We start from the raw sequence: 24070 nt of genomic DNA on the forward strand, positions 1-24070 counted from the left end.
GGCAGCCAAACGTGCAGCGGGAACTGCGCCGACTTACCCATTGCGCCGATGAACAGGCAGATACACGAGACCGTCAGCAGGTTCCACGAGGTGCCCGGGAACGTCAGCGCGGCGAGTTCGTGGCCCTTCGCGAACACGTCGTTGTAGTTCAGCGAACCGCCGTACGCGAGCAGCAGACCGATGCCCAGCAGGAAGCCGAAGTCGCCTACGCGGTTCACAAGGAACGCCTTCATGTTCGCGTAGATGGCGCTTTCACGCTTGAAGTAGAAGCCGATCAGCAGGTACGAAACCAGACCCACCGCTTCCCAGCCGAAGAACAGCTGCAGGAAGTTGTTGGCCATCACCAGCATCAGCATCGAGAACGTGAACAGCGCGATGTACGAGAAGAAGCGCTGGTAGCCCTCTTCTTCCGCCATGTAGCCGATCGTGTAGATGTGCACCATCAGCGACACGAAGGTCACGACGATCATCATCAGCGCCGTGAGCGAGTCGATCAGGAAGCCGACTTCGAACTTCAGGCCGCCCACCGACATCCATTCGTACACGGTCGCGTTGAAGCTCGCGCCGTTGAGTACGTCGAAGAACGTCATGCACGAAAGCACGAACGCCACCGCGACGCCGAGAATGGTGACCGTATGCGCGCCCGCGCGCCCCACAGTCTTGCCGAACAGACCGGCAATCAGGGAACCGGCGAGCGGCGCCAGCGGAATAGCCAGCAGCAAGTTTTCGTTGAGTGTCGTAGCCATAGCAGCCTGCCTTAACCTTTGAGCTGATCGAGATCCTCGACATTGATCGTGTCGAGGCTGCGGAACAGAGTCACAAGAATAGCCAGACCAATTGCAGCTTCCGCCGCCGCAACTGTAAGCACGAAGAACACGAAAATCTGTCCGTGAACGTCACCGAGGTAATGCGAGAACGCGACAAAGTTCGTATTCACCGCCAACAGCATCAGCTCAATCGCCATCAGGATGATGATGACGTTGCGCCGATTCAAAAAGATGCCAACGATCGAGATCGCAAAAAGGATCGCGCCGAGGACGAGGTAATGGGCCAGGGTCAACATAGTGGTTCGCTCCTTCGCGCTTAGCTCTTCGTTGCGGGCGCGGCCGGGGCGGCGCCAGGCGCGGCTGCCGGTGCTGCCGCAGCGGCGTCTGCCGGCGCGGGCTCCTCGACTTCCGGCACTTCGACCACGGCCTGCATCTTGACGATGCGCACGCGGTCCTTGGCACGCACGGCGACCTGCTTCGACACGTCCTGGCGCTTGCTGTCCTTCGGCTCGCGCACGGTCAGGCCGATCGCCGCGACGATCGCCACCAGCAGCACGAGGCCGGCGACTTCAAAAGCGAAGATGTAATCGGTGTAAATGATCTTGCCGATCAGATGCGTGTTCGACATCGCACCCGAGGACACTGCCGCCAGCGACCCGTCGGCCACCGGCGTGGTGGTCGCGCCATAGCCGTGCCAGAGGATCAGCGCGGTTTCGACCACCATGATCGCGCCGACGATGGTCGCGACAGGAATGAAGCGCTTGAAGTCGCGGCTGAGCACGTCGACGTTGATGTCCAGCATCATCACGACGAACAGGAACAGCACCATCACCGCGCCCACGTAGACGAGCACCAGCAGGATTGCGAGGAATTCGGCCTCCAGCAGCATCCAGACCGCGGCCGCGTTGAAGAACGCGAGCACGAGAAAGAGCGCAGACGAGACAGGATTGCGCGCGGTGATCACCTTCATGCCTGATAGCGTGAGCAACAGCGCGAAGATGTAGAACAGGACGGTCGTGAATTCCATGATTACTGGTTCATCGTTGAGGCCATCATAAGGCGGATTGCGCAGCGCAAACTGGCGGCCAGACCAGGGAGCGCCGCGCCGCGTCGGGCGGCATGCGGAGTCGCGGCGTTTTCAGGCGCGAGCGTGCCCCGCAGCCGGCCCGCACCGCGGGCCGATGCAGCGTCAAACTGAAGATCAACGGTACGGTGCATCTGCTGCCTTGTTCGCCGCGATCTGCGCTTCGTAGCGGTCGCCGACAGCCAGCAGCATTTCCTTCGTGAAGTACAGATCGCCGCGTTTCTCGCCGTGGTACTCGAGAATGTGCGTTTCGACGATCGAATCGACCGGGCAGCTTTCTTCGCAGAAACCGCAGAAGATGCACTTGGTCAGGTCGATGTCGTAGCGCGTCGTACGGCGCGTATTGTCGGCGCGCACGTCCGATTCGATGGTGATCGCCATCGCCGGGCACACGGCTTCGCACAGCTTGCACGCGATGCAGCGCTCTTCGCCATTTTCATAGCGGCGCAGCGCATGCAAGCCACGAAAACGCGGCGACATCGGGGTCTTTTCTTCCGGGAACTGCACCGTGACCTTGCGCTTGAAGGTGTAACGACCCGTCAGCGCGAGGCCCTTGAGCAACTCGGTCAGGAAGAACGTCTTGAAAAACTGTTGAATAGCGGTCATTGCGTCGCCCCCTTATTTCCAGATGCTCAGCGGCGACATATACCAGAAGCCGACCACGATCAGCCACACCACGCACACCGGAATGAACACTTTCCAGCCCAGACGCATAATCTGGTCATAGCGGAAGCGCGGGAACGTCGCACGTGCCCAGATGAAGACCGACAGGAAGAAGAAGGTCTTCAGCACGAGCCAGAAGATGCCCGGGATGAAGTCGAGGAAGCCAAACGGTGCGCTCCAGCCGCCAAGGAACAGCACCGACGTGAGCGCCGAGATCACGATCATGTTGATGTACTCGGCGAGGAAGAAGAGCGCGAAGCCCATCCCCGAGTAATCGACCATGTGACCCGCGACAATTTCCGACTCGCCTTCCACCACGTCGAACGGGTGACGGTTGGTTTCTGCGAGGCCCGAGATGAAGTACACGACGAACATCGGCAGCAGCGGCAGCCAGTTCCACGAGAGGAACGTGATGCCGTGGCTCGCGAACATGCCTTGCATCTGCTGACGCACGATGTCCGAGAGATTCAGGCTGCCCGAGACCATCAGCACCACGACGAGCGCGAAGCCCATCGCGATTTCATACGAAACCATCTGTGCCGCGGCGCGCATCGCGCCGAGGAACGCATACTTCGAGTTCGAGGCCCAGCCCGCGAGAATCACGCCGTAGACGCCGAACGACGAGATCGCCATCACATAGAGCAGACCCGCGTTGATGTCGCCGAGCACCGCGCCCGCCTGAAACGGAATCACCGCCCAGACCGCGAAAGCCGGCACCACCACCATGATCGGCGCGACCATATAGACCCAGCGGCTCGCCTGGGCGGGCTGGATCACTTCCTTGAGCAGCAGCTTCAGCACGTCGGCGATCGGCTGCAGCATGCCGCCGGGGCCGACGCGGTTCGGGCCCAGACGCACGTGCATCCAGCCGATGAGCTTGCGCTCCCACAGAATCAGGTAGGCCACGCACAGCAGGATCACCACCGCGACGACGAGAATGCGCACCAGCGCCCACACCGTGGGCCACGCCACGCCGAGCAGCTGGTTGCCGCCTGCATTGATCGTATCGAACAAGCTCATTTACGCCTTCTCCACCAGCAGTTCACCGAACAGGCTGCCGAGCTGCGCGCCGGCCGGCGTCGCCGCCGAAAGACGCACGGCCGTCGGCGCAAGATTCGCATCGCGCGTCGCGGGCACCGTCACCGACAGTTCGCCCTGGCGCACGCGCACGGCGTCGCCTTCCTTCAGGCCGAGCTGGTCGAACAGCGCAGCCGGCAGGCCGACCGTGTTCGCCACGCGCGCGGCCGTCGTGAGATGCAGCGCTTCGGAGCGGCGCACGATCGGGTCGGCGTGATAGATGGGTACATCGGCGATGCGCTCGAAGCGGCCTTCCGCCGCCTTCGCGACGCTGCCGCGTGCAACCGCGGCACCGGTCTTGTTCGACAGACGCGCTTCGAAGCTGCCGTCGCCGATGGCCTTGCGGCGCACTTCTTCAGCGGCGTCGTATTCGAATCCCGGCAAGCCCAGCAGCGTGCCCAGCACGCGCAGGACCTTCCAGGCCGGGCGCGTTTCGCCGAGCGGACGCACCACGCCGTTGAAGGTTTGCACCGTGCCTTCGGCGTTGACGAAGGTGCCCGACGTTTCCGTGTACGGCGCGATCGGCAGCAGCACGTCGGCGTAGTCGAGACCGGTCTTGAACGGCGAGAACACCGCGACCATTTCGGCCTGCGCGAGCGCTGCGCGCGCGGCAGCCGGGTTGGCCGAGTCGAATTCGGGTTCGACGTTGAACAGCAGATAACCCTTACGCGGCTGCTCGAACACTTCGCGAGCGTTCAGACCGTCGCGGCCCGGCAGTGCACCTACGAGGTGCGCGCCGACCGTGTTGGCGGCTTCGGTGAGGAAGCCGAGCGTCGCGCCCGTGGTGTCGGCGATGAACTGCGCGGCAGCGTGCAGACGCGAGAATTCCGGATGCTGAACGGCAGCATTGCCGAGCAGCACGAAGCGACGCTCGCCGCTTGCGAGCGAGGCAGCCACCTGCTTCGCAGCTTCGGTCGCTTGCGCGCCAGCGAAGCCTTCGGGCAGTGCCACGCCCTTCGCTTCAGCAACCGCGGCGGCGATCGCAGCCAGTTCGTCGAGCCATGCCGAGGGCGCTGCGACGATGCGCTGCGCGTTCGGGATCAGCGAGGCGTCGCCCGTCGCGTTCAGGAACGCCACCTGTGCGCCACCCTTCGCGGCCTGCCGCAGACGCGCAGCAAACAGCGCGTGGTCGCGACGCAGGAACGAGCCAACGATGAAGGCGGAATCGGCATACGACAGATCGGCGATCTTCGTGCCGAGCCACGGCGCGCCTTCCAGCGGCGCCGAGAAGTCGCTCTGGCGCAGGCGGAAGTCGACGTTCGGCGTGCCGATCGCGTCCGCGAGCTGCTTCACGAGCTGCAGTTCTTCGAGCGTGCTATGCGGGCTGACCAACGCGGCGAGCATGTTCTCGCCATGATCGTCGCTGATGCCGCGAATGCCCTTGACCACGTATTCCAGCGCGGTTTGCCAGTCGGTTTCGACCCACTCGCCGCCCTGCTTGATCATCGGGCGCGTGAGGCGATCTTCGGCGTTCAGGCCTTCGTGCGAGAAGCGGTCCTTGTCCGAGATCCAGCATTCGTTGACGGCTTCGTTCTCGAACGGCAGCACGCGCATCACGCGGTTGTTCTTCACCTGCACGACGAGGTTCGCACCCGTCGAGTCGTGCGGGCTCACCGACTTGCGGCGCGACAGTTCCCAGGTACGCGCCGAGAAGCGGAACGGCTTGCTCGTAAGCGCGCCGACCGGGCACAGGTCGATCATGTTGCCCGAGAGTTCCGAATCCACGGTCTTGCCGAGGAAGGTGCTGATTTCCGAGTGCATGCCGCGGCCGAGCATGCCGAACTCCATCACGCCGGCGATTTCGTCGCCGAAGCGCACGCAGCGCGTGCAGTGGATGCAGCGCGACATCTCTTCCATCGAGATGAGCGGGCCGACGTTCTTGTGGAACACCACGCGCTTTTCTTCGCTGAAGCGCGACGCCGACTTGCCGTAACCTACCGCCAGATCCTGCAGCTGGCACTCGCCGCCCTGATCGCAGATCGGGCAATCCAGCGGGTGGTTGATCAGCAGGAATTCCATCACGGCTTGCTGGCCCTGCACGGCCTTGTCCGACGTCGTGCGCACGATCATGCCTTGCGACACCGGGGTCGCGCACGCGGGCACGGCCTTCGGCATCTTTTCGACATCGACGAGACACATCCGGCAATTGGCCGCGATCGACAGCTTCTTGTGATAGCAGAAGTGCGGAATGTACGTGTCCACGCGCTGCGCAGCCTGGATCACCATGCTGCCCTCGGGCACCTGCACCTTCTTGCCGTCTATTTCAAGTTCAACCATGATGGTTAATCGTCCCTAACCTGTTACCGCTCAATTTCACAGCGGCATTCCCCGCTTTCATCGCCGTTGCGTCGTGCCACGCGGTGAACACACCACGGCACCACGCGCCATCCCTACTCGCCTTCTCAGGCGGCCACGGTCTCCGTAGCCGCGTGCGAGCCGGCATGACCGCCGACGAGACAACGCTTGTTGTGCACGTGATATTCGAATTCGTCCCAGTAATGCTTGAGCATGCCGCGCACCGGCATGGCCGCTGCATCGCCCAGCGCGCAAATCGTGCGGCCCATGATGTTGCCCGCCACCGAGTTCAGAAGATCCAGATCTTCCTGACGGCCAAGACCGTGCTCGATACGGTTCACCACGCGATAGAGCCAGCCCGTGCCTTCGCGGCAAGGCGTGCACTGACCACACGACTCTTCGTAGTAGAAGTACGAGAGGCGCAGCAGCGAGCGCACCATGCAACGCGTTTCGTCCATGACGATGACCGCGCCGGAGCCGAGCATCGAGCCCTGCTTGGCGATGGAGTCATAGTCCATGTTCGTCTGCATCATCAGATCGCCCGGAATAACCGGCGCCGACGAGCCGCCCGGAATCACGGCCTTGAGCTTCTTGCCGCCGCGCACGCCGCCGGCGAGTTCCATCAGCGTCGCGAACGGCGTGCCGAGCGGAATCTCATAGTTGCCCGGACGCTCCACGTCACCCGAGATCGAGAAGATCTTGGTGCCGCCGTTGTTCGGCTTGCCGAGTTCCATGTACGCCTGCGGACCGACGGTCAGCAGGAACGGAACGGCCGCGAAGGTTTCGGTGTTGTTGATCGTGGTGGGCTTGCCGTAGACGCCAAAGCTCGCCGGGAAAGGCGGCTTGAAGCGCGGCTGGCCCTTCTTGCCTTCGAGCGATTCGAGCAGCGCGGTTTCCTCGCCGCACACATACGCGCCATAGCCATGGTGCGCATGCAGCTGGAACGAGAAGTCCGAACCGAGAATGTTGTCGCCCAGGAAGCCCGCGGCGCGCGCTTCATCGAGTGCGGCCTCGAAGCGGCGATACACCTCGAAGATTTCGCCGTGGATGTAGTTGTAGCCCACGGTGATGCCCATCGCGTACGCGCCGATGGCCATGCCTTCGATCACCGCGTGCGGGTTCAGACGCAGGATGTCACGATCCTTGAACGTGCCCGGTTCGCCTTCGTCCGAATTGCAGACGAGATACTTTTGCCCCGGGAACTGACGCGGCATGAAGCTCCACTTCAGGCCGGTCGGGAAGCCCGCGCCGCCACGGCCGCGCAGACCGCCCGCTTTCACGTCGGCGATCACCTGCTCGGGCGGGATTTTTTCTTCGACGATACGGCGCAGCTGGGCGTAACCGCCGCGCGCCACGTAGTCCTGAAGATGCCAGTTCTCGCCATTGAGGCCCGCGAGAATCAGGGGTTTGATGTGACGGTCGTGCAACGCAGTCATTTGGCAAGCTCCTCAAGCAGCTGGTCGATCTTCTCGCGGCTCATGAAGCTGCACATGCGGTGGTTGTTCACGAGCAGCACCGGTGCGTCGCCGCACGCGCCCATGCACTCACCTTCTTTCAAGGTGAACTTGCCGTCGGGCGTGGTTTCGCCGAAGTCGATACCGAGCTTCTGCTTCAGATAGTCCGCGGCGCCTTCCGCACCGCCATCCGGGCCGAGCTGGCACGGCAGGTTCGTGCAGAGCGTGATCTTGTGCTTGCCGACCGGCCGGGTCTCGAACATCGTATAGAAGGTGGCGACTTCCTGGACGGCAACCGGCGGCATGCCGATGTAGTCGGCCACGAACTGCATCAGTTCGGGAGACAGCCAGCCATGCTCCTCTTGAGCAACGGCCAAAGCCGCCATCACGGCGGACTGTCGCTGATCGGCGGGGTACTTCGACAGCGCGCGATCGATTTCTTTCAGGCCTTCAGCTGAGATCATTTTCAGACACGACTCTTTCAATTCCTACCGTTTCAATTCCCGCCAGACAAACTCCTGCCGCGCGTTGTGCATTCCTGCTCGCTGCGACAGACGTGGCGTTCCCGGTATTTCGCCGCGCGCTCCGCACCTGCGGGCGCGCCGGCAGTTTGCTACCTAGCGGTCGATTTCACCGAACACAATGTCCTGCGTGCCGATGATCGTGACCGCGTCGGCAATCATGTGGCCGCGCGCCATTTCATCCAGCGCGGACAGGTGGGCATAACCCGGCGCGCGGATCTTCAGACGATACGGCTTGTTCGCGCCATCCGACACCAGGTAGATGCCGAATTCGCCCTTCGGATGCTCGACGGCTGCATAAGCCTCGCCTTCGGGCACATGGAAGCCTTCCGTGAAGAGCTTGAAGTGGTGAATCAGCTCTTCCATGTTCGACTTCATGTTCACGCGCGACGGCGGCGCAACCTTGTGATTGTCGACCATCACGGGGCCAGGATTCTTGCGCAGCCACTCAATGCACTGTTTCGCGATCCGGGTGGACTGACGCATTTCTTCGATACGCACGAGATAGCGGTCGTAACAATCGCCGTTCACGCCCACCGGGATGTCGAAATCCAGCTGGTCGTAGACTTCGTACGGCTGCTTCTTGCGCAGATCCCACTCGATGCCCGAGCCGCGCAGCATCGCGCCGGTCAGACCGAGTTGCATGGCGCGCTCGGGGCTCACCACGCCGATGCCCACCAGACGCTGCTTCCAGATACGGTTGTCGGTGAGCAGCGTTTCGTACTCGTCGACACAACCCGGGAAGCGCGTGAAGAAGTCGTCGATGAAGTCCAGCACCGAGCCCTGGCGAGCTTCGTTCATCTTCGCCAGTGCTTTCTCGTTGTGGATTTTCGACGCCTTGTATTGCGGCATTGCGTCTGGCAGATCGCGATAGACGCCGCCCGGACGGTAGTACGCTGCGTGCATGCGCGCGCCCGACACCGCCTCATAGACGTCCATCAGGTCTTCGCGCTCGCGGAACGCGTAGAGAAACACCGCCATCGCGCCGACGTCGAGCCCGTGCGAGCCGATCCACATCAGGTGGTTCAGCACACGGGTGATTTCGTCGAACAGCACGCGGATGTATTTCGCGCGGATCGGCACCTCAAGGCCGAGCAGCTTTTCGATGGCGAGCACATAGCCGTGCTCGTTGACCATCATCGACACGTAGTCGAGACGGTCCATGTACGGCACCGACTGGATGAAGGTCTTGCTTTCGGCGAGCTTTTCGGTCGCGCGATGCAGCAGGCCGATGTGCGGATCGGCGCGCTGGATCACTTCGCCGTCGAGCTCGAGCACGAGGCGCAGCACACCGTGCGCTGCCGGGTGCTGCGGGCCGAAGTTGAGCGTGTAGTTCTTGATCTCTGACATGCGACCCTCTTAGTGTTTCCTCAGACCACCGTAGCGATCCTCGCGGATCACACGCGGCGTGATCTCGCGCGGCTCGATCGTAACCGGTTGATAGACTACCCGCTTCTGCTCCGGGTCATATCGCATCTCTACATAGCCGGAGACCGGGAAGTCCTTGCGGAACGGATGGCCAATGAAACCGTAGTCGGTCAGGATACGGCGCAGGTCGGGGTGACCTTCGAAGACGATACCGAACAGGTCGAACGCTTCACGTTCGTACCAGTTGGCCGAATTCCAGATCTCTACGACGGAGGGAACGATGGGCACGTCGTCGTCCGGCGCGAATACGCGCAGACGCAGACGCCAGTTGTTCGTGATGGAGAGCAGGTGCGAAACAGCCGCAAAACGCGCGCCGTCCCAGGCACCGTCACCAAAGGTTTGATAGTCGACGCCGCAAAGGTCGATCAACTGTTCGAAGCGCAGCGACGGATTGTCGCGCAATTCTGTCGCGACATTCAGGTAATCTACCGCTTTTATGACCAAGGTCAACTCACCGAGCTTTTCAGTGAGGCTGACGACGCGCGCACCAAGGGCCGCTTCGAGGTTCGCTTTCAGGGTCTCGAGTTTGCTTGCCATATTGTGGGGGAGCCGTTGGCCTTTATTGACGGGCGATGGTGCTAGTGCGGCGAATCTTCGCCTGCAACTGGATCACCCCGTAGACGAGAGCTTCCGCTGTGGGCGGGCAACCGGGCACGTAGACGTCGACCGGCACGATACGATCGCAACCGCGTACGACAGAATACGAATAATGGTAGTAACCGCCGCCGTTGGCGCAGGACCCCATCGAGATGACCCAGCGCGGCTCGGCCATCTGGTCGTAGACCTTGCGCAGCGCGGGCGCCATCTTGTTGCAGAGGGTGCCGGCGACGATCATGACGTCGGACTGACGCGGACTCGGACGAAACACCACGCCGAAGCGGTCGAGGTCGTAACGGGCCGCGCCCGCGTGCATCATTTCGACCGCGCAACACGCCAGGCCGAACGTCATTGGCCACAGCGAGCCAGTGCGCGTCCAGTTGATCAGCTTGTCAGCCGTAGTGGTGACAAACCCTTCCTTCAAGACCCCTTCGATACTCATGTGCTTTCCACTCCAGCGGACGGCCTGCAGTGTCCCCACAGTGCCGCCCATGCTATCCGGCGATTTAACCCGTCATTCCCAGTCGAGACCACCTTTCTTCCAGATGTAGGCAAAGCCCAGCAGGAATTCGAGCAGAAACAGCATCATCGACAGGAAACCCGGCCAGCCGATGTCGCGCAGGGCAACGCCCCACGGAAACAGGAATGCCGTTTCGAGGTCGAAGATGATGAAGAGAATGGCCACGAGGTAATACCGTACATCGAACTTCATGCGTGCGTCTTCGAACGCTTCAAAGCCGCACTCGTACGGTGAATTCTTTTCGCTGTTGGGCCGATTGGGACCGAGGATCTTGCCGATACTGACCAACGCCACGCCCAGACCAAGACCTACGAGAAGGAATAACAGGACGGGGTAATAGGTAGCGAGGTTCAAGGCTATCCTCTATCGGTTGGTTCTGAGGTTCCGCAGGAGAACTTCTGGTCGCTCCGCGGGAAATGCTTTACGTGCTTCGCGCTGCGAACAAAACAAACACGGCGTATAAAGCAAAAATGCCAGCCGAAGCTGATGAAGCAAGCGGCTGGCATTTTATCGAATACATTGGTGCCGTCGGCGAGACTCGAACTCGCACAGCTTTCGCCACTACCCCCTCAAGATAGCGTGTCTACCAATTTCACCACGACGGCACTACATGCAATCCGGGACAACAATTTATTGAAACCCGCGAATCGCTTCAAGACTTAAATTCTAACCTGTTCTCGCCGTTTGTTCAATGCACAAAAACAGATTTTTGAAACTTATTTCGGAACGTCGTTGCCAGGTGCCGAAGCCGCGTTAGCCGATGCTGCAGCCGCCGAAGCTGCTGCCGGAACGCTTGCATTGGACGCTGCGGAAACACTCGCTGCGACCGGCGCCGAAGCTACGACCGGGGCTGGTGCCGAAGCGCCAAGCACGCCCGCCGAAGGCTTCGCATGATACGACCCCAGGTAAGTTAACGCAAGCGTCGACACGAAAAAGACCGTTGCGAGAACTGCAGTGGTACGCGACAGGAAGTTCGCGGAACCGCTTGCGCCAAAGAGGCTGCCCGACGCGCCGCTACCAAAGGCCGCGCCCATGTCCGCGCCTTTGCCGTGCTGCAGCAAGACGAGGCCGATCACCCCGAGCGCCGACAGAAGCTGGACGACGATAATCAACGTTTTCAAATACAGCATCACACTCACCTGAGTCCTGGTTGAACGCATCCTCCCGCGAGGATGCGCAGAATAAGCCGGCACGACCCTCGCGAGAGGCGCCGTGCGCGAACCTTAGCCCGCGACGCTGACGACCGCCGCAGCGGCCGTGCAGATCGCGAGAAAATCTTGTGCCTTGAGCGCCGCGCCGCCGATCAGGCCGCCATCGATATCGGCCTGACGGAACAGCTCCGCCGCATTGTCCGGCTTCACGCTGCCGCCGTACAGCAGCGGCACGTCCGCCACATTCGTACCCTTGGCCGCCAGACGCGCGCGCAGGAACGCATGCACCTGCTGCGCCTGCTCCGACGTTGCGCTCTTGCCCGTGCCGATCGCCCACACCGGTTCGTAAGCGACAACAATTTGCGCCGCTTCCTGCTCCGACAGCACCGCCAGCACCGCATCGAGCTGCGCGCCGACCACCTGCTCGGTTGCGCCGCTTTCGCGTTCTTCCAGCGTCTCGCCCACGCAGACGATCGGCGTGACGCCAGCCGCCAGCGCGCGCTGCGTCTTCACCGCAACGAGTTCCGAGCTTTCGCCGTGATATGCGCGACGCTCCGAATGACCAACAATCGCAAAGCCGGCTTCGAAATCAGCGACCATGCCCGCGGCGATTTCGCCGGTGTAGGCGCCCTGCTCGTGCGCCGAGACATCCTGCGAGCCCCACACCACCCGGCTGCCGCCGAGCAGCGCCTGCGCCTGCGCGAGATAGGGAAACGGTACGCACACGCCGACGCGCACGTCGGCCGGCAGCGCCTGGGCGCCCTGCGCGACACCTTCGAGCAATGCTGCGTTGGCCGCGAGGCGACCATGCATCTTCCAGTTACCGACTACGAGCTTCGATCGTTGTTTCGTCATTGTTTCGGTTGCTGTTAAAAGCGGACGCAAAACACATCATTTTACTGTGTGTAATTGAAGCGGGTCAAACTGGCCCGCCCCTGACGCGCCAAAAATTGCGTCGAAAAGCCAGGAAAAAAGCCAGGAAAATCAAGCACGAACCCAAAAGCGGTCCCCAGGCGGCTGTTACGCCGCCTGATTCCAGGCAAGCACGATCTTGCCGACGTGTTCGCTGCTTTCCATCAGGGCATGCGCTTCGGCGGCCTGTTCGGCCGGGAACACCTTGTAGACGACCGGCTTGATACGCCCGTCTTCGATCAGCGGCCACACCTGCGCCTTCAGGTCGCCCGCGATCTGCGCCTTGAACTCCACCGAGCGCGCGCGCAGGGTCGAACCCGTGATCGTCAGGCGGCGGCGCAGGATCTCGCCCATGTTGATCTCGCCCTTCGAGCCGCCGAGCGTCGCAATCAGCACGATACGGCCGCCCGTTGCGAGCGCCGACAGTTCACGCGCGACATAACCGCCCGCCACCATGTCAAGGATCACGTCCACGCCGCGATCGTGGGTCAGCGCCTTCACCACTTCCACGAAATCTTCGCTGCGGTAATTGATCGCACGTTCAGCGCCAAGCGCCTCGCAGGCGCGGCACTTGTCGTCCGAACCGGCCGTCGCGAACACGCGAAAACCCAGCGCATGCGCGATCTGGATCGCCGTCACGCCGATACCGCTCGAGCCGCCCTGCACCAGCAGCGTTTCGTTTTCGCCGCCCTCGCCGCGGCCCAACTGGGCGCGCTGGAACACGTTGCTCCAGACCGTGAAGAAGGTTTCCGGCAGCGACGCGGCTTCGATATCGGTAAGACCTTTGGGCACCGGCAGGCATTGCCCGAGCGGCGCGACCGCGTATTCGGCATAGCCGCCGCCCGCAATCAGCGCGCACACGCGATCACCCACCTTCAGGCCAAACGGATTGTGTTTCTCGTCGATATTGCCGCCGACGATTTCGCCCGCGACCTCCAGCCCCGGCAGGTCGGAGATACCCGGCGGCGGCGCATAGGCGCCCTTGCGCTGGAACACGTCCGGACGATTCACGCCCGAAGCGCTCACCTTGATCAGCACTTCGCCGGCTTTCGGCTCCGGCGTCGCGCGCTCGGCCAGCTTGAGCACGTCCGGTGCACCGAATTCGGTTATCTCGATTGCCTTCATTTCGCGTCTCCCAGGGGCCTCAATGGCCCTTGTGCCAAGGTGTGGATGGCGCTGCGCCCGCAACGCGGCGCGCACGGCAATCCCACCTACATTCTCATAAAAAAACGGCCGGCGCGCTCATCGCGCTGCCGGCCGTTTCAGCTCGCCGCCTTACTGCTGCGGTTCGCCTTGCGGTGCGTTACCACCTTCGTTGAGCAGTGCCTTTGCCGACAGGCGCACGCGGCCCTTCTCGTCCGTCTGGATGACCTTGACCTTCACGATCTGGCCTTCCTTCAGATAGTCGTTGATGTCCTTGATGCGCTCGTTGGCGATCTCGGAGATATGCAGCAGACCATCCTTGCCCGGCAGCAGGTTCACGATCGCGCCGAAGTCCAGCAGCTTCAGAACCGCGCCTTCGTAGACCTGACCGACTTCCACTTCAGCCGTGATGTTTTCGATGCGCTTCTTCGCTTCGGCCATGCCTTCGCTCGAAGTCGAAGCGATCGTCACGACGCCGTCGTCCGAGATGTCGATGGTCGTGCCGGTTTCTTCCGTCAGCGCGCGGATCACCGAACCGCCCTTGCCGATCACGTCACGGATCTTTTCCGGGTTGATCTTGATGGTGATCATGCGCGGAGCGTAAGCCGACAGCTCCGTGTTCACGCCCGACACCGCCGAGGTCATCTTGCTCAGGATGTGCATACGGCCTTCCTTCGCTTGCGCGAGGGCGACCTGCATGATTTCCTTCGTGATGCCCTGGATCTTGATGTCCATCTGCAGCGCGGTCACGCCAGCTTCCGTACCCGCCACCTTGAAGTCCATGTCGCCGAGGTGATCTTCATCGCCGAGGATGTCGGTCAGCACCGCGAACTTGTTGTCTTCGAGGATCAGGCCCATGGCGATGCCGGCGACGTGCGCCTTCATCGGCACGCCGGCGTCCATCAGCGCGAGGCAGCCGCCGCACACCGAAGCCATCGACGACGAACCGTTCGATTCGGTGATTTCCGAGACGACGCGGATCGAGTAGCCGAATTCTTCAGCGCTCGGCAGGCACGCGACAAGCGCGCGCTTGGCCAGACGGCCGTGGCCGATTTCGCGGCGCTTGGGCGAGCCAACACGGCCCGTTTCGCCGGTCGCGAACGGGGGCATGTTGTAGTGGAGCATGAAGCGGTCGCGGTACTCGCCTTCGAGCGCGTCGATGATCTGCTCGTCGCCCTTGGTGCCGAGCGTCGCGACGACCAGCGCCTGCGTTTCGCCACGCGTGAACAGTGCCGAACCGTGGGTACGCGGCAGCACGCCAGTGCGGATTTCGATCGGGCGGACCGTGCGCGTGTCACGGCCGTCGATACGCGGCTCGCCGTTCAGGATCTGCGAACGGACGATCTTTGCTTCGATGTCGAACATGACGTTGCCAACCGACGCCTTGTCGGCTGCAACGGTGCCGGCCGCAGCCGCTTCTTCTTCGAGCTTCGCCGACGTTGCTGCGTAGACTTCCTTCAGCTTGGCCGAACGTTGTTGCTTGTCGCGCAGCTGGTACGCGGCGAGCAGGTCGCTGTGAGCCAGTTCCGTCACGCGCGAGATCAGCGCTTCGTTCTTCGGGGCCGGCGTCCAGTCCCACTCGGGCTTGCCACCGTCGCGCACGAGTTCGTGGATCGCGTCGATCGCCGTTTGCATCTGCTCGTGGCCGAACACGACCGCGCCGAGCATCACGTCTTCCGGCAGCTGGTCGGCTTCCGATTCCACCATCAGCACTGCGCGTTCCGTGCCGGCGACCACGAGGTCGAGGCTCGACTGCTTGCTTTGCGAGCGCGTCGGGTTCAGAACGAATTCGTTGTTGATGTAAGCCACGCGTGCGGCGCCGACCGGGCCGTTGAACGGCAGACCCGAGATCGCCAGCGCAGCCGACGCGCCGATCAGCGCGGGGATGTCAGCCGGGACTTCCGGGTTGATCGACAGGACGTGGATCACGACCTGCACTTCGTTGTAATAGCCTTCCGGGAACAGCGGGCGCAGCGGACGGTCGATCAGGCGCGAGATCAGCGTTTCGCCTTCCGACGGACGGCCTTCGCGGCGGAAGAAGCCGCCCGGGATCTTGCCGGCCGAATAGGTCTTTTCGATGTAGTCGACGGTGAGCGGGAAGAAGTCTTGACCCGGCTTGGCCGTCTTCGCGCCGACGACGGTCGCGAGCACGACGGTGTCTTCGACGTCGACGATGACGGCGCCGCTCGCCTGACGGGCGATTTCACCGGTTTCGAGGCGCACATTGTGCTGGCCCCATTTGAATTCCTTCACGACTTTATTGAACATGGTCATGGTCACTCACTCCTTACTCATTTGTTATGCGACGCCCGCACACGCGGACGGCGCGGCAAGACAGAAACCGGCACCGCGCAGTTCAGAGGAGTGTTATGCCATTCCAGCGCGTCGCGCGGCGGTGGACACGCCGCGGCGCGCTGTCGCGCCGCACGATGCGATGGAATGACACAAAACTCTGCCCCGTGGCCCGGCCCTGCTGCTTGTAGTACTGCGTTTGTGCTGCTTTTGCTACTTTGTGCTGCCTTGTACTGCTATCCGGTGCGCATCGCGAGAAGCGTACCGTTCAAAAACAAAATGCCTGCATCAGTGGAACTGACACAGGCATCTTTTTGCAAGACCTTGCGATTACTTGCGCAGACCCAGCTTCTCGATCAGAGCGCGGTAACGATCAGCGTCCTTGCCCTTCAGGTAGTCGAGCAGCTTACGGCGGCGGCTCACCATGCGCAGCAGACCGCGGCGGCTGTGGTGGTCCTTCGCGTGCGACTTGAAGTGGCCAGTCAGTTCGTTGATACGCGACGTCAGGAGTGCAACCTGAACTTCGGGCGAACCCGTGTCGCCGGTGCCGCGCGCGAATTGCGCGACGATGTCGGACTTCTTGATATCTGCTACGGACATTTTGCTTTTCCTTTAAAACAAACGAGCGGTCACGGAAGAAAGGCCGTGCCGTGCTTGATTCTTACCTACCGTGAAATACGGCAAGTCCAGCATTGTAGCACAGCCGGGTCAGACCGAGAGCCGCCTGGGTTTGGAGAGGCGCTTTGCGCGACTCAAGGCCGCTTCATCTGGCAGGTCGTCGCGGGCACAGTGCGCTCGGGCGGCAGCGCCAGCACCGTGCGGAAACCATAGCCCGAGCCCTCGTTGTCATAGCGCACGCCCGCCGTGCCCTGCTTGTCCATCTGCATGACGTAAAGGGGCTGGATCATCTGATGATCGTCGGCGCGCATCCACATCGGATGGAAACCATTGTCGAAACGCATGCCCTCCAGCGCCTTCGCTACCGCCTCGGGATCGGCCGAACCGGCCTTCGTGATCGCCTGCGCGAGCATTTCGACCAGCATTTCCATGCGCAGGACCGGATAGTCGTCCGCCGCCGCCGGATAGCGCGCGCGAAACGCCTGATACCAGGCATCCGACGATGCGCCGCCCGCGTTCGGGTGCCAGTCGGCAACGGCGATCACGCGCTTGACGCCCGCATCGCCAAGCGCCGCCGGCGCGCCCAGGCTGTTGCCGTAAAACGTGTAGAAGCGCGTTTCGAGGCCCTGCTCGCGTGCCGCCTTCACGAGCAGCGTGAGGTCGTTGCCCCAGTTGCCGGTGATGACGGCATCGGCGCCCGAGGCGCGGATCTTGGCGATATACGGCGCGAAGTCCTTCACGCGGCCAATCGGATGAAACTCGTCGCCCACCACGGCAATATCCGGACGCTGCTTGCCCAGCGCCGCGCGCGCCAGCGTGCTCACGTCGTGGCCAAAGCTGTAGTCCTGATTGAGCAGATAGACCTTCTTCACCGATTTATCGGCGGCGATCACGTCCGCCAGCGCATCCATGCGCATGCCCGCGTGCGCGTCGAAGCGGAAATGCCAGAAGCTGCAATTGGCATTGGTGAGCGCGGGGTCATCGGCGGAATAGTTGAGGAACAACTCGCGATTGTCCGGCTCGCGCGCATTCTGGCGGTCGATCGCCGCAATCAGCGCCGCCGCCACCGCCGAGCTGTTGCCCTGCATGATGAAGCCGATATGGCGGTCCTGCGCGGCGCGCAGCTGCATCAACGCGGCTTCGGTGCTGCCCTTGCTGTCGAGCACGACCAGTTCCAGCGGATGGCGCCCATCGGGCAGCGCCACGCCGCCCGCCGCGTTCACGCGCTCCACGCCAAAGCGCAGATTGCGCTCGACGGCCGCGCCCGCATCGGCGAACGGCCCCGACATGCCTTCGATCAGCGCGAGCTGGATCGGCTTGCCGGAGCTTGCGGCATTTGCAGCATTCGCGGCCTGCGCGTTCGTGCAGGGCAGCGCGAGCAGCCCCGCCGTTGCCGCGAGCGTCGCCAACAAGGCGAACGCTTTGCGCGTGTATTGAGATTTCATGCGCTCATCTCTCATTAGCGTGTCTGGATCATTCGAAGCGCGGATCATAGGACGCACACGCGCGCCGCCGCAAGCCCGGCATCGCTCATCGGGCCACCCCGCGAAATCGCGCCGTGTCAAAATAACGGTTCCATAACTGGTTCGGATCGCTGGTTCCAACCCGTTCGAAATCGCGCACTGCAGCCGCTCGTGATACGTACGCGCGTGCGCCCGGGAGACTTCATGCTCAAGCGCCTTTCTTCTACCCTCACCGCTCTTGTCGCAGGCATGGCGGCGTTCACGCGCCGTCTGCCACTGCCGCGCCGCATGCTCGCCGTGAGCCTGGGCACGCTCGCGCTGGCCGGCTGCGTGCCGCCGTGGCAGCAGTTTCACGCTGGCGACGACGCCCAGGCCGTGATCGCCCGCTTCGGGCCGCCGGGCGAAACCTACGACCTGCCCGACGGCGGCAAACGCCTGATGTGGCCGACCCAGCCGATGGGCGAAACCACCGTCGCCGCCGACATCGACCGCAGCGGCAAGGTCGTCAGCGTGCGTCAGGTGCTGCAGCCCAACGAGTTCTACAAGGCCGAGATCGGCAAGTGGACGCGCACCGACGTGCTGGTGAACTTCGGCCGCCCGGAAGAAACCGCCTACTTCCGGCTGATGAAGAAAGAAGCGTGGACTTACCGTTATCTGGAAGACGGCGTCTGGTACATGCTCTACAGCTTCTACTTCGACGACCAGGGCATTCTGCGGCTCACGCAAAAGACGCCCGATCCGCTGCACGATCCCGACCTGCGCAACCGATTCTGATCGGCCCCACCTCAAGCCGACGCACAAAACAAAACCCCCGCACTCTTACGAGCACGGGGGTTTTTTAACGACAGCGCGAACGCTTACGAGCGCTGCGGATTGAGCTTGTCGTTATCCGAATGCAGCTTGTTGAGCGCCGAGATATACGCCTTGGCCGAGGCCGCGACGATATCCGGATCGGTGCCCACGCCGTTGACGATGCGCCCGGCCTTCGACAGACGCACGGTCACTTCGCCCTGTGCCTGGGTACCCGTCGTGATCGCGTTCACCGAGTAAAGCAGCAGTTCCGAGCCGCTGCCCACTTCGGTTTCGATCGCGTTAAAGGTTGCATCGACCGGACCGTTGCCCGCAGCCTCGCCCGTGACTTCCGAGCCATCGGCCGAAAACACGATGCGTGCGTGCGGGCGCTCGCCCGTTTCCGAACGCTGCGACAGCGCGACGAACTTGTAGTGCTCTTTTTCCTGCGCTTCGGCCGATTCTTCGGTGACGATCGCGATGATGTCTTCGTCGAAGATTTCGGCCTTGCGGTCGGCCAGCTCCTTGAAGCGCGCGAACGCGTTGTTCAGCTCGCCTTCGCTGTCGAGCGTGATGCCCAGTTCCTGCAGACGCTGCTTGAACGCGTTGCGGCCCGAGAGCTTGCCGAGCACGATCTTGTTCGCGCTCCAGCCCACGTCTTCCGCGCGCATGATTTCGTAGGTGTCGCGCGCCTTGAGCACGCCGTCCTGGTGGATGCCCGAGGCGTGGGCGAATGCGTTCGCGCCCACCACGGCCTTGTTCGGCTGCACGACAAAACCGGTGATCTGCGAAACGAGCTTCGAAGCCGGCACGATCTGCGACGTGTCGATGCCCAGATCCAGACCGAAGTAGTCCTTGCGGGTCTTCACGGCCATGACGATTTCTTCGAGCGAAGTGTTGCCCGCGCGCTCGCCCAGACCGTTGATCGTGCATTCGACCTGACGCGCGCCGCCGATCTGCACGCCGGCCAGCGAATTCGCCACCGCCATGCCGAGGTCGTTATGGCAGTGCACCGAGAATACGGCCTTGTCGGAATTCGGAATGCGCTCGCGCAGCGTCTTCACGAGGTTGCCGTAGAGTTCCGGCACGCCGTAGCCGACCGTATCGGCGATATTGATCGTGGTCGCGCCTTCATTGATGACGGCTTCGAGCACGCGGCACAGGAAATCCATGTCCGAGCGGCTGCCGTCTTCGGGCGAAAACTCCACGTCGTTGGTGAACTTGCGCGCGAAACGCACCGCCAGCTTTGCCTGCTCCAGCACCTGCTCCGGCGACATGCGCAGCTTCTTCTCCATGTGCAGCGGCGACGTGGCGATGAAGGTGTGAATGCGGAAGTGATCGGCAGGCTTGAGCGCGTCGGCGGCGCGCTGGATGTCCTTGTCGTTGGCACGGGCCAGCGAGCAGATCGTGCTGTCCTTGATCATGCCGGCGATCGTGTGGATCGCGTCGAAATCGCCATTCGAGCTGGCCGCGAAGCCGGCTTCGATGATGTCGACCTTCATGCGCTCGAGTTGCTTCGCGATGCGGATCTTCTCTTCCTTCGTCATCGACGCACCGGGCGACTGCTCGCCGTCACGCAAGGTCGTATCGAAGATGATGAGCTTGTCTGCTGCCATTTTGGGTCTCCGGGGGGACTTGTTCAGTGTCTAAAACGGATTTTGGGTGTTCGCGCCACCGATGGCGACGCTGACAATGAACGAGGCTTACGGAGGGCGAGCGAGATCAGCGCGGCAGGCGCGCTAGCGCTAGCGTGCGTAGGGGCGCGCCGGCTTGAAGAGAGAAGAAGGGGAACTGGATGGTGTCCATCAGCCGACTATAGCCGGATTCCGGCGATAGCGCAATCGGGAGGCGACCGCCCGTGACGCGGCGAAAAACAAAAAGGGCCGCGCTCACGCGCAGCCCTCTTCTTTCGGCACTTGAACCGCCCTACCGCTCTCTTGGCGACGAGCGCGCCGGATTATTGCGCCCGCGTGCCGCCTGCCAGCCCCAGAACACATAGCCCGACAGGCCGTAGAGCACAAACAGCCCGAACAGCATCAGCGGCGGATCCGACGACACCAGCACGAACGCCACCACCACCAACAGCGTGGCCGCGAACGGCACGCGATGACGCACGTCGAGCGCCTTGCCGCTGTAGAACGGCGCGTTCGACACCATGGTCACGCCCGCGTAGATCGTCAGCACGAAAGCGACCCACGGCAGCCACGACAGCTTCACCGGCACGCGGTTGTCGGTGGCAAGCCACACGAAGCCCGCGATCAGCGCAGCCGCAGCCGGGCTGGGCAGCCCCTGGAAGAAGCGCTTGTCGACCGAGCCGATGTTGGTGTTAAAGCGCGCCAGCCGCAGCGCGGCGCCCGAGCAATACACGAAGGCCGCAAGCCAGCCCCAGCGCCCGAGGTCCTTGAGCACCCACTCGTACATCACGAGCGCAGGCGCAACGCCGAACGAGACCATGTCCGACAGGCTGTCGAACTGCTCGCCGAACGCGCTCTGCGAATGCGTCATGCGCGCCACCCGTCCGTCCATGCCGTCGAGCACCATCGCCACGAAGATGGCGATAGCCGCGACTTCGAAGCGCACATTCATGGCCTGCACGACCGCGAAGAAACCGCAGAACAGCGCCGCCGTCGTGAATGCGTTAGGCAGCAGATAGATGCCGCGCTTCTTCAGGAATTCCTGGCGCGCGGCACGGCGGCTGGCCGCGGGGCCGACGGACTCCTGCATGGCCTTGTTGCGGCGAAACGGCCGCGGTAGCGGCGCATTGCCAGGATTACGGGGTCGACGCGGTTTGAGTCCGGCCATCGCTACCCTCCTTATGCCGATTGGGTCGGCAGTTCAGCGAGGATCGTCGACGAGGCAGACACCTTCTCGCCGATCGACACGCGCGGTCGGCTGCCCACCGGCAGGTACACGTCGACGCGCGAGCCGAAGCGGATAAAGCCGTAGCGCTGGCCGCGCGAGAGCGGCTCGCCTGCACGCACGTAGCAGAGAATGCGGCGTGCAATCAGGCCCGCGATCTGCACCGAGGTCACGGTCGTGCCGTCGGCCATCGTGAGCACCACGGCGTTGCGTTCGTTTTCGGTCGAAGCCTTGTCAATGGCGGCGTTCAGATACGCGCCCGGGAAGTATTCGACCTTGGCGACGGCTCCGTCCACGGGCGAGCGTTGCGAGTGGACGTTAAAAACGTTCATGAACACGCTGATCTTCAGCGCTTCACGGTTGGCATACGGGTCGTGCGCGGTTTCGACCGCGACGATGCGGCCATCGGCCGGACACAGGACGGCATTGACCTGGGTCGGAATCGGGCGCGGCGGATCGCGGAAGAACTGAACGACAAAAATCGTGATCAGCCAGAACGGCCATGCGTAGCCGAAGCCTGCGACCGCATGGATCAGAAGCGTCACGACGGCCGCAATGGCGATGAACGGCCAGCCTTCGCGCGCGATGATCGGATGGGGGTAATTCATGGTGGCTTCGCAGTTATTATAAAAACCGTAGCATAGCAAAAGCCGCCCAGGCTTCTTCTCACCTGGGCGGCTTTTGTTGAGTCTGACGCGGGTACAACGCAGGTACGCCGGCTGCGCAGCGGTTAAACCGCACAGCCAGACGGGCCCGCTCCGTCAGATTAGTTCTTCGACTGGTCGACGAGCTTGTTTGCCGCGATCCACGGCATCATCGCGCGCAGCTTCGCACCGACCGTTTCGATCTGGTGCTCAGCGCCCAGGCGGCGGCGCGATTGCAGCGTCGGTGCGCCAGCCTTGTTTTCAAGGATGAAGCTCTTCGCGTATTCGCCGGTCTGGATGTCCTTCAGGACGTCCTTCATGACCTTCTTCGTCTCAGCCGTGACCACGCGCGGGCCCGTCACGTACTCGCCGTACTCGGCGTTGTTCGAGATCGAGTAGTTCATGTTGGCGATGCCGCCTTCATAGATCAGGTCGACGATCAGCTTGAGTTCGTGCAGGCACTCGAAGTACGCCATTTCCGGCGCGTAGCCGGCTTCCACCAGCGTTTCGAAGCCAGCCTTGATCAGCTCGACCGTACCGCCGCACAGCACGGCTTGTTCGCCGAACAGGTCGGTTTCGGTTTCTTCGCGGAAGTTCGTTTCGATGATGCCGGCACGGCCGCCGCCGTTCGCTGCTGCGTACGACAGGGCGATGTCACGTGCTGCACCCGACTTGTCCTGGTGGACAGCGATCAGGTGGGGCACGCCGCCGCCTTGCGAGTAGGTGCCGCGAACCGTGTGGCCCGGCGCCTTCGGCGCGATCATGATGACGTCCAGATCCGCACGCGGGATCACTGCGCCGTAGTGCACGTTGAAGCCGTGTGCGAACGCGAGCGCTGCGCCGTTCTTGATGTTCGCGTGAACTTCCTTCGCGTAGACATCGGCGATCTGCTCGTCGGGCAGGAGCATCATGACGACGTCGGCGCTCTTCACCGCTTCGGCCACTTCCTTGACCTGCAGGCCGGCGTTCTCAGCCTTGCTCCACGATGCGCCGTTCTTGCGCAGACCGACGGTGACGTTCACGCCGCTGTCTTTCAGGTTCAGCGCGTGGGCGTGGCCTTGCGAGCCGTAACCGATGATCGTGACCTGCTTGCCCTTGATGAGGGAGAGATCGGCGTCCTTGTCGTAGAAAACTTTCATGTTGGTTCCTTGGCGAGAGTCTGGTGAATTTCGGTACTGCTATTAGCTTTTGCTGCGCCGGATGCCGGGGTGTCGTCACCGCTTCATCCGGTCAAGTTCCGGTGCAAGATCGACTGTGGTCGGGTCACACCTTCAGAATGCGCTCTCCGCGCCCGATGCCCGAGCCGCCCGTACGGACGGTTTCGAGAATGGCAGTCGCGTCGATCGCTTCAATGAACGCGTCGAGCTTGTCGCTCGCGCCCGTCAGTTCGATCGTGTAGGTCTTTTCGGTGACGTCGATGATGCGGCCGCGGAAGATATCCGCCATCCGTTTCATCTCCTCACGCTCCTTGCCGACCGCCCTTACCTTGATCAGCATCAGCTCGCGCTCGATGTGGGCGCCCTCGGTAAGGTCGACCACTTTCACCACCTCGATCAGGCGGTTCAGATGCTTCGTGATCTGTTCGATCACGTCGTCCGAGCCAATGGAAACGATGGTCATGCGCGACAGCGAACGGTCTTCGGTCGGCGCCACCGTCAAGGTTTCAATGTTGTAGCCGCGTGCGGAGAACAGGCCAACTACGCGCGAGAGCGCGCCCGGCTCGTTTTCCAGCAGAACGGAAATGATGTGTCTCATGATGTGATCCGCGATTTATCCAGATTGAGCGTGTCGCC

The 24070-nt window shown here is 62.5% G+C and carries 24 protein-coding genes and 1 tRNA gene; 1 reads left to right on the top strand and 24 read right to left on the bottom strand.

The genetic code is table 11. The annotated features are described in order from the left end of the window. The 19 genes from VG320_RS19730 to VG320_RS19820 form a co-directional block, all read right to left on the bottom strand. The coding region (locus tag VG320_RS19730; protein WP_327201762.1) for a proton-conducting transporter membrane subunit at nt 1-746 on the bottom strand (746 nt) is incomplete at its 3' end. Nucleotides 747-757: 11 nt separating this feature from the next. Beyond that, complete coding sequence (gene nuoK / locus VG320_RS19735; protein ID WP_006052894.1) at nt 758-1063, bottom strand: NADH-quinone oxidoreductase subunit NuoK; 306 nt, start codon at nt 1061-1063, stop codon at nt 758-760. Between the two features lie 20 nt (nt 1064-1083). Further along, nucleotides 1084-1794: an NADH-quinone oxidoreductase subunit J gene (locus tag VG320_RS19740; RefSeq protein ID WP_103701386.1), complete on the bottom strand. Its 711-nt coding sequence runs from the start codon at nt 1792-1794 to the stop codon at nt 1084-1086. A 174-nt stretch (nt 1795-1968) separates the two neighbouring features. Then, complete coding sequence (nuoI, locus tag VG320_RS19745) at nt 1969-2457, bottom strand: NADH-quinone oxidoreductase subunit NuoI (RefSeq protein WP_027819575.1); 489 nt, start codon at nt 2455-2457, stop codon at nt 1969-1971. 12 nt (nt 2458-2469) lie between these two features. Further along, a complete protein-coding gene (gene nuoH, locus VG320_RS19750; RefSeq protein WP_327201763.1) occupies nt 2470-3534 on the bottom strand; it encodes an NADH-quinone oxidoreductase subunit NuoH in 1065 nt (354 codons plus the stop codon). Next, complete coding sequence (gene nuoG, locus VG320_RS19755; RefSeq protein WP_327201764.1) at nt 3535-5868, bottom strand: NADH-quinone oxidoreductase subunit NuoG; 2334 nt, start codon at nt 5866-5868, stop codon at nt 3535-3537. Nucleotides 5869-5993: 125 nt separating this feature from the next. Next, a complete protein-coding gene (gene nuoF, locus VG320_RS19760) occupies nt 5994-7322 on the bottom strand; it encodes an NADH-quinone oxidoreductase subunit NuoF (RefSeq protein ID WP_327201765.1) in 1329 nt (442 codons plus the stop codon). After that, complete coding sequence (gene nuoE / locus VG320_RS19765; RefSeq protein WP_144271536.1) at nt 7319-7804, bottom strand: NADH-quinone oxidoreductase subunit NuoE; 486 nt, start codon at nt 7802-7804, stop codon at nt 7319-7321. The genes nuoF and nuoE overlap by 4 nt, the downstream gene beginning before the upstream one ends. 153 nt (nt 7805-7957) lie before the next feature. Next, nucleotides 7958-9211: an NADH-quinone oxidoreductase subunit D gene (locus VG320_RS19770; protein ID WP_327201766.1), complete on the bottom strand. Its 1254-nt coding sequence runs from the start codon at nt 9209-9211 to the stop codon at nt 7958-7960. A 9-nt stretch (nt 9212-9220) separates the two neighbouring features. Beyond that, entirely contained in the window at nt 9221-9826 is a 606-nt protein-coding gene (locus VG320_RS19775; RefSeq protein ID WP_327201767.1) for an NADH-quinone oxidoreductase subunit C, read from the bottom strand. 22 nt (nt 9827-9848) lie between these two features. Continuing rightward, nucleotides 9849-10328, bottom strand: a complete 480-nt coding sequence (locus VG320_RS19780) for a NuoB/complex I 20 kDa subunit family protein (RefSeq protein ID WP_027819582.1) — start codon at nt 10326-10328, stop codon at nt 9849-9851. Nucleotides 10329-10400: 72 nt separating this feature from the next. Continuing rightward, nucleotides 10401-10760 (bottom strand): NADH-quinone oxidoreductase subunit A, encoded by a 360-nt coding sequence (gene ndhC / locus VG320_RS19785; RefSeq protein WP_027819583.1) that lies wholly within the window; start codon nt 10758-10760, stop codon nt 10401-10403. A gap of 166 nt (nt 10761-10926) precedes the next feature. After that, nucleotides 10927-11011 (bottom strand) — tRNA-Leu (locus VG320_RS19790). A gap of 111 nt (nt 11012-11122) precedes the next feature. After that, nucleotides 11123-11536 carry a preprotein translocase subunit SecG gene (gene secG, locus VG320_RS19795; RefSeq protein WP_327201768.1) on the bottom strand — a complete coding sequence of 138 codons (414 nt, stop codon included), beginning with the start codon at nt 11534-11536 and terminating at the stop codon, nt 11123-11125. 93 nt (nt 11537-11629) lie between these two features. Further along, nucleotides 11630-12412, bottom strand: a complete 783-nt coding sequence (gene tpiA, locus VG320_RS19800; RefSeq protein ID WP_327201769.1) for a triose-phosphate isomerase — start codon at nt 12410-12412, stop codon at nt 11630-11632. A gap of 165 nt (nt 12413-12577) precedes the next feature. Then, nucleotides 12578-13594: an NAD(P)H-quinone oxidoreductase gene (locus VG320_RS19805; RefSeq protein WP_327201770.1), complete on the bottom strand. Its 1017-nt coding sequence runs from the start codon at nt 13592-13594 to the stop codon at nt 12578-12580. Between the two features lie 150 nt (nt 13595-13744). Then, nucleotides 13745-15886 (bottom strand): polyribonucleotide nucleotidyltransferase, encoded by a 2142-nt coding sequence (gene pnp, locus VG320_RS19810; protein WP_327201771.1) that lies wholly within the window; start codon nt 15884-15886, stop codon nt 13745-13747. Between the two features lie 348 nt (nt 15887-16234). Next, a complete protein-coding gene (rpsO, locus tag VG320_RS19815; protein ID WP_027795476.1) occupies nt 16235-16504 on the bottom strand; it encodes a 30S ribosomal protein S15 in 270 nt (89 codons plus the stop codon). Nucleotides 16505-16656: 152 nt separating this feature from the next. Beyond that, nucleotides 16657-17967 carry a branched-chain amino acid ABC transporter substrate-binding protein gene (locus VG320_RS19820; RefSeq protein WP_327201772.1) on the bottom strand — a complete coding sequence of 437 codons (1311 nt, stop codon included), beginning with the start codon at nt 17965-17967 and terminating at the stop codon, nt 16657-16659. A 222-nt stretch (nt 17968-18189) separates the two neighbouring features. Between VG320_RS19820 and VG320_RS19825 the strand changes: the two genes are divergently transcribed. Beyond that, a complete protein-coding gene (locus tag VG320_RS19825; protein ID WP_414696077.1) occupies nt 18190-18759 on the top strand; it encodes a hypothetical protein in 570 nt (189 codons plus the stop codon). A gap of 83 nt (nt 18760-18842) precedes the next feature. Here the strand turns inward: VG320_RS19825 and VG320_RS19830 are convergent, their stop codons facing one another. The 5 genes from VG320_RS19830 to ilvN form a co-directional block, all read right to left on the bottom strand. Continuing rightward, the gene (locus VG320_RS19830; protein ID WP_327201773.1) at nt 18843-20390 is read right to left on the bottom strand and encodes a 2-isopropylmalate synthase; all 1548 of its coding nucleotides are present in this window, start codon (nt 20388-20390) and stop codon (nt 18843-18845) included. Between the two features lie 310 nt (nt 20391-20700). Further along, nucleotides 20701-21576, bottom strand: a complete 876-nt coding sequence (pssA, locus tag VG320_RS19835) for a CDP-diacylglycerol--serine O-phosphatidyltransferase (protein WP_327201775.1) — start codon at nt 21574-21576, stop codon at nt 20701-20703. Nucleotides 21577-21587: 11 nt separating this feature from the next. Then, the gene (locus VG320_RS19840; RefSeq protein ID WP_183725400.1) at nt 21588-22241 is read right to left on the bottom strand and encodes a phosphatidylserine decarboxylase; all 654 of its coding nucleotides are present in this window, start codon (nt 22239-22241) and stop codon (nt 21588-21590) included. Between the two features lie 158 nt (nt 22242-22399). Continuing rightward, the gene (ilvC, locus tag VG320_RS19845; protein ID WP_028218528.1) at nt 22400-23416 is read right to left on the bottom strand and encodes a ketol-acid reductoisomerase; all 1017 of its coding nucleotides are present in this window, start codon (nt 23414-23416) and stop codon (nt 22400-22402) included. 124 nt (nt 23417-23540) lie between these two features. Beyond that, entirely contained in the window at nt 23541-24032 is a 492-nt protein-coding gene (gene ilvN / locus VG320_RS19850; RefSeq protein WP_027795483.1) for an acetolactate synthase small subunit, read from the bottom strand. Nucleotides 24033-24070: the final 38 nt, after the last annotated feature.

Origin of the sequence: Paraburkholderia sp. (assembly GCF_035948235.1) — a bacterium.
Taxonomy (GTDB): domain Bacteria; phylum Pseudomonadota; class Gammaproteobacteria; order Burkholderiales; family Burkholderiaceae; genus Paraburkholderia.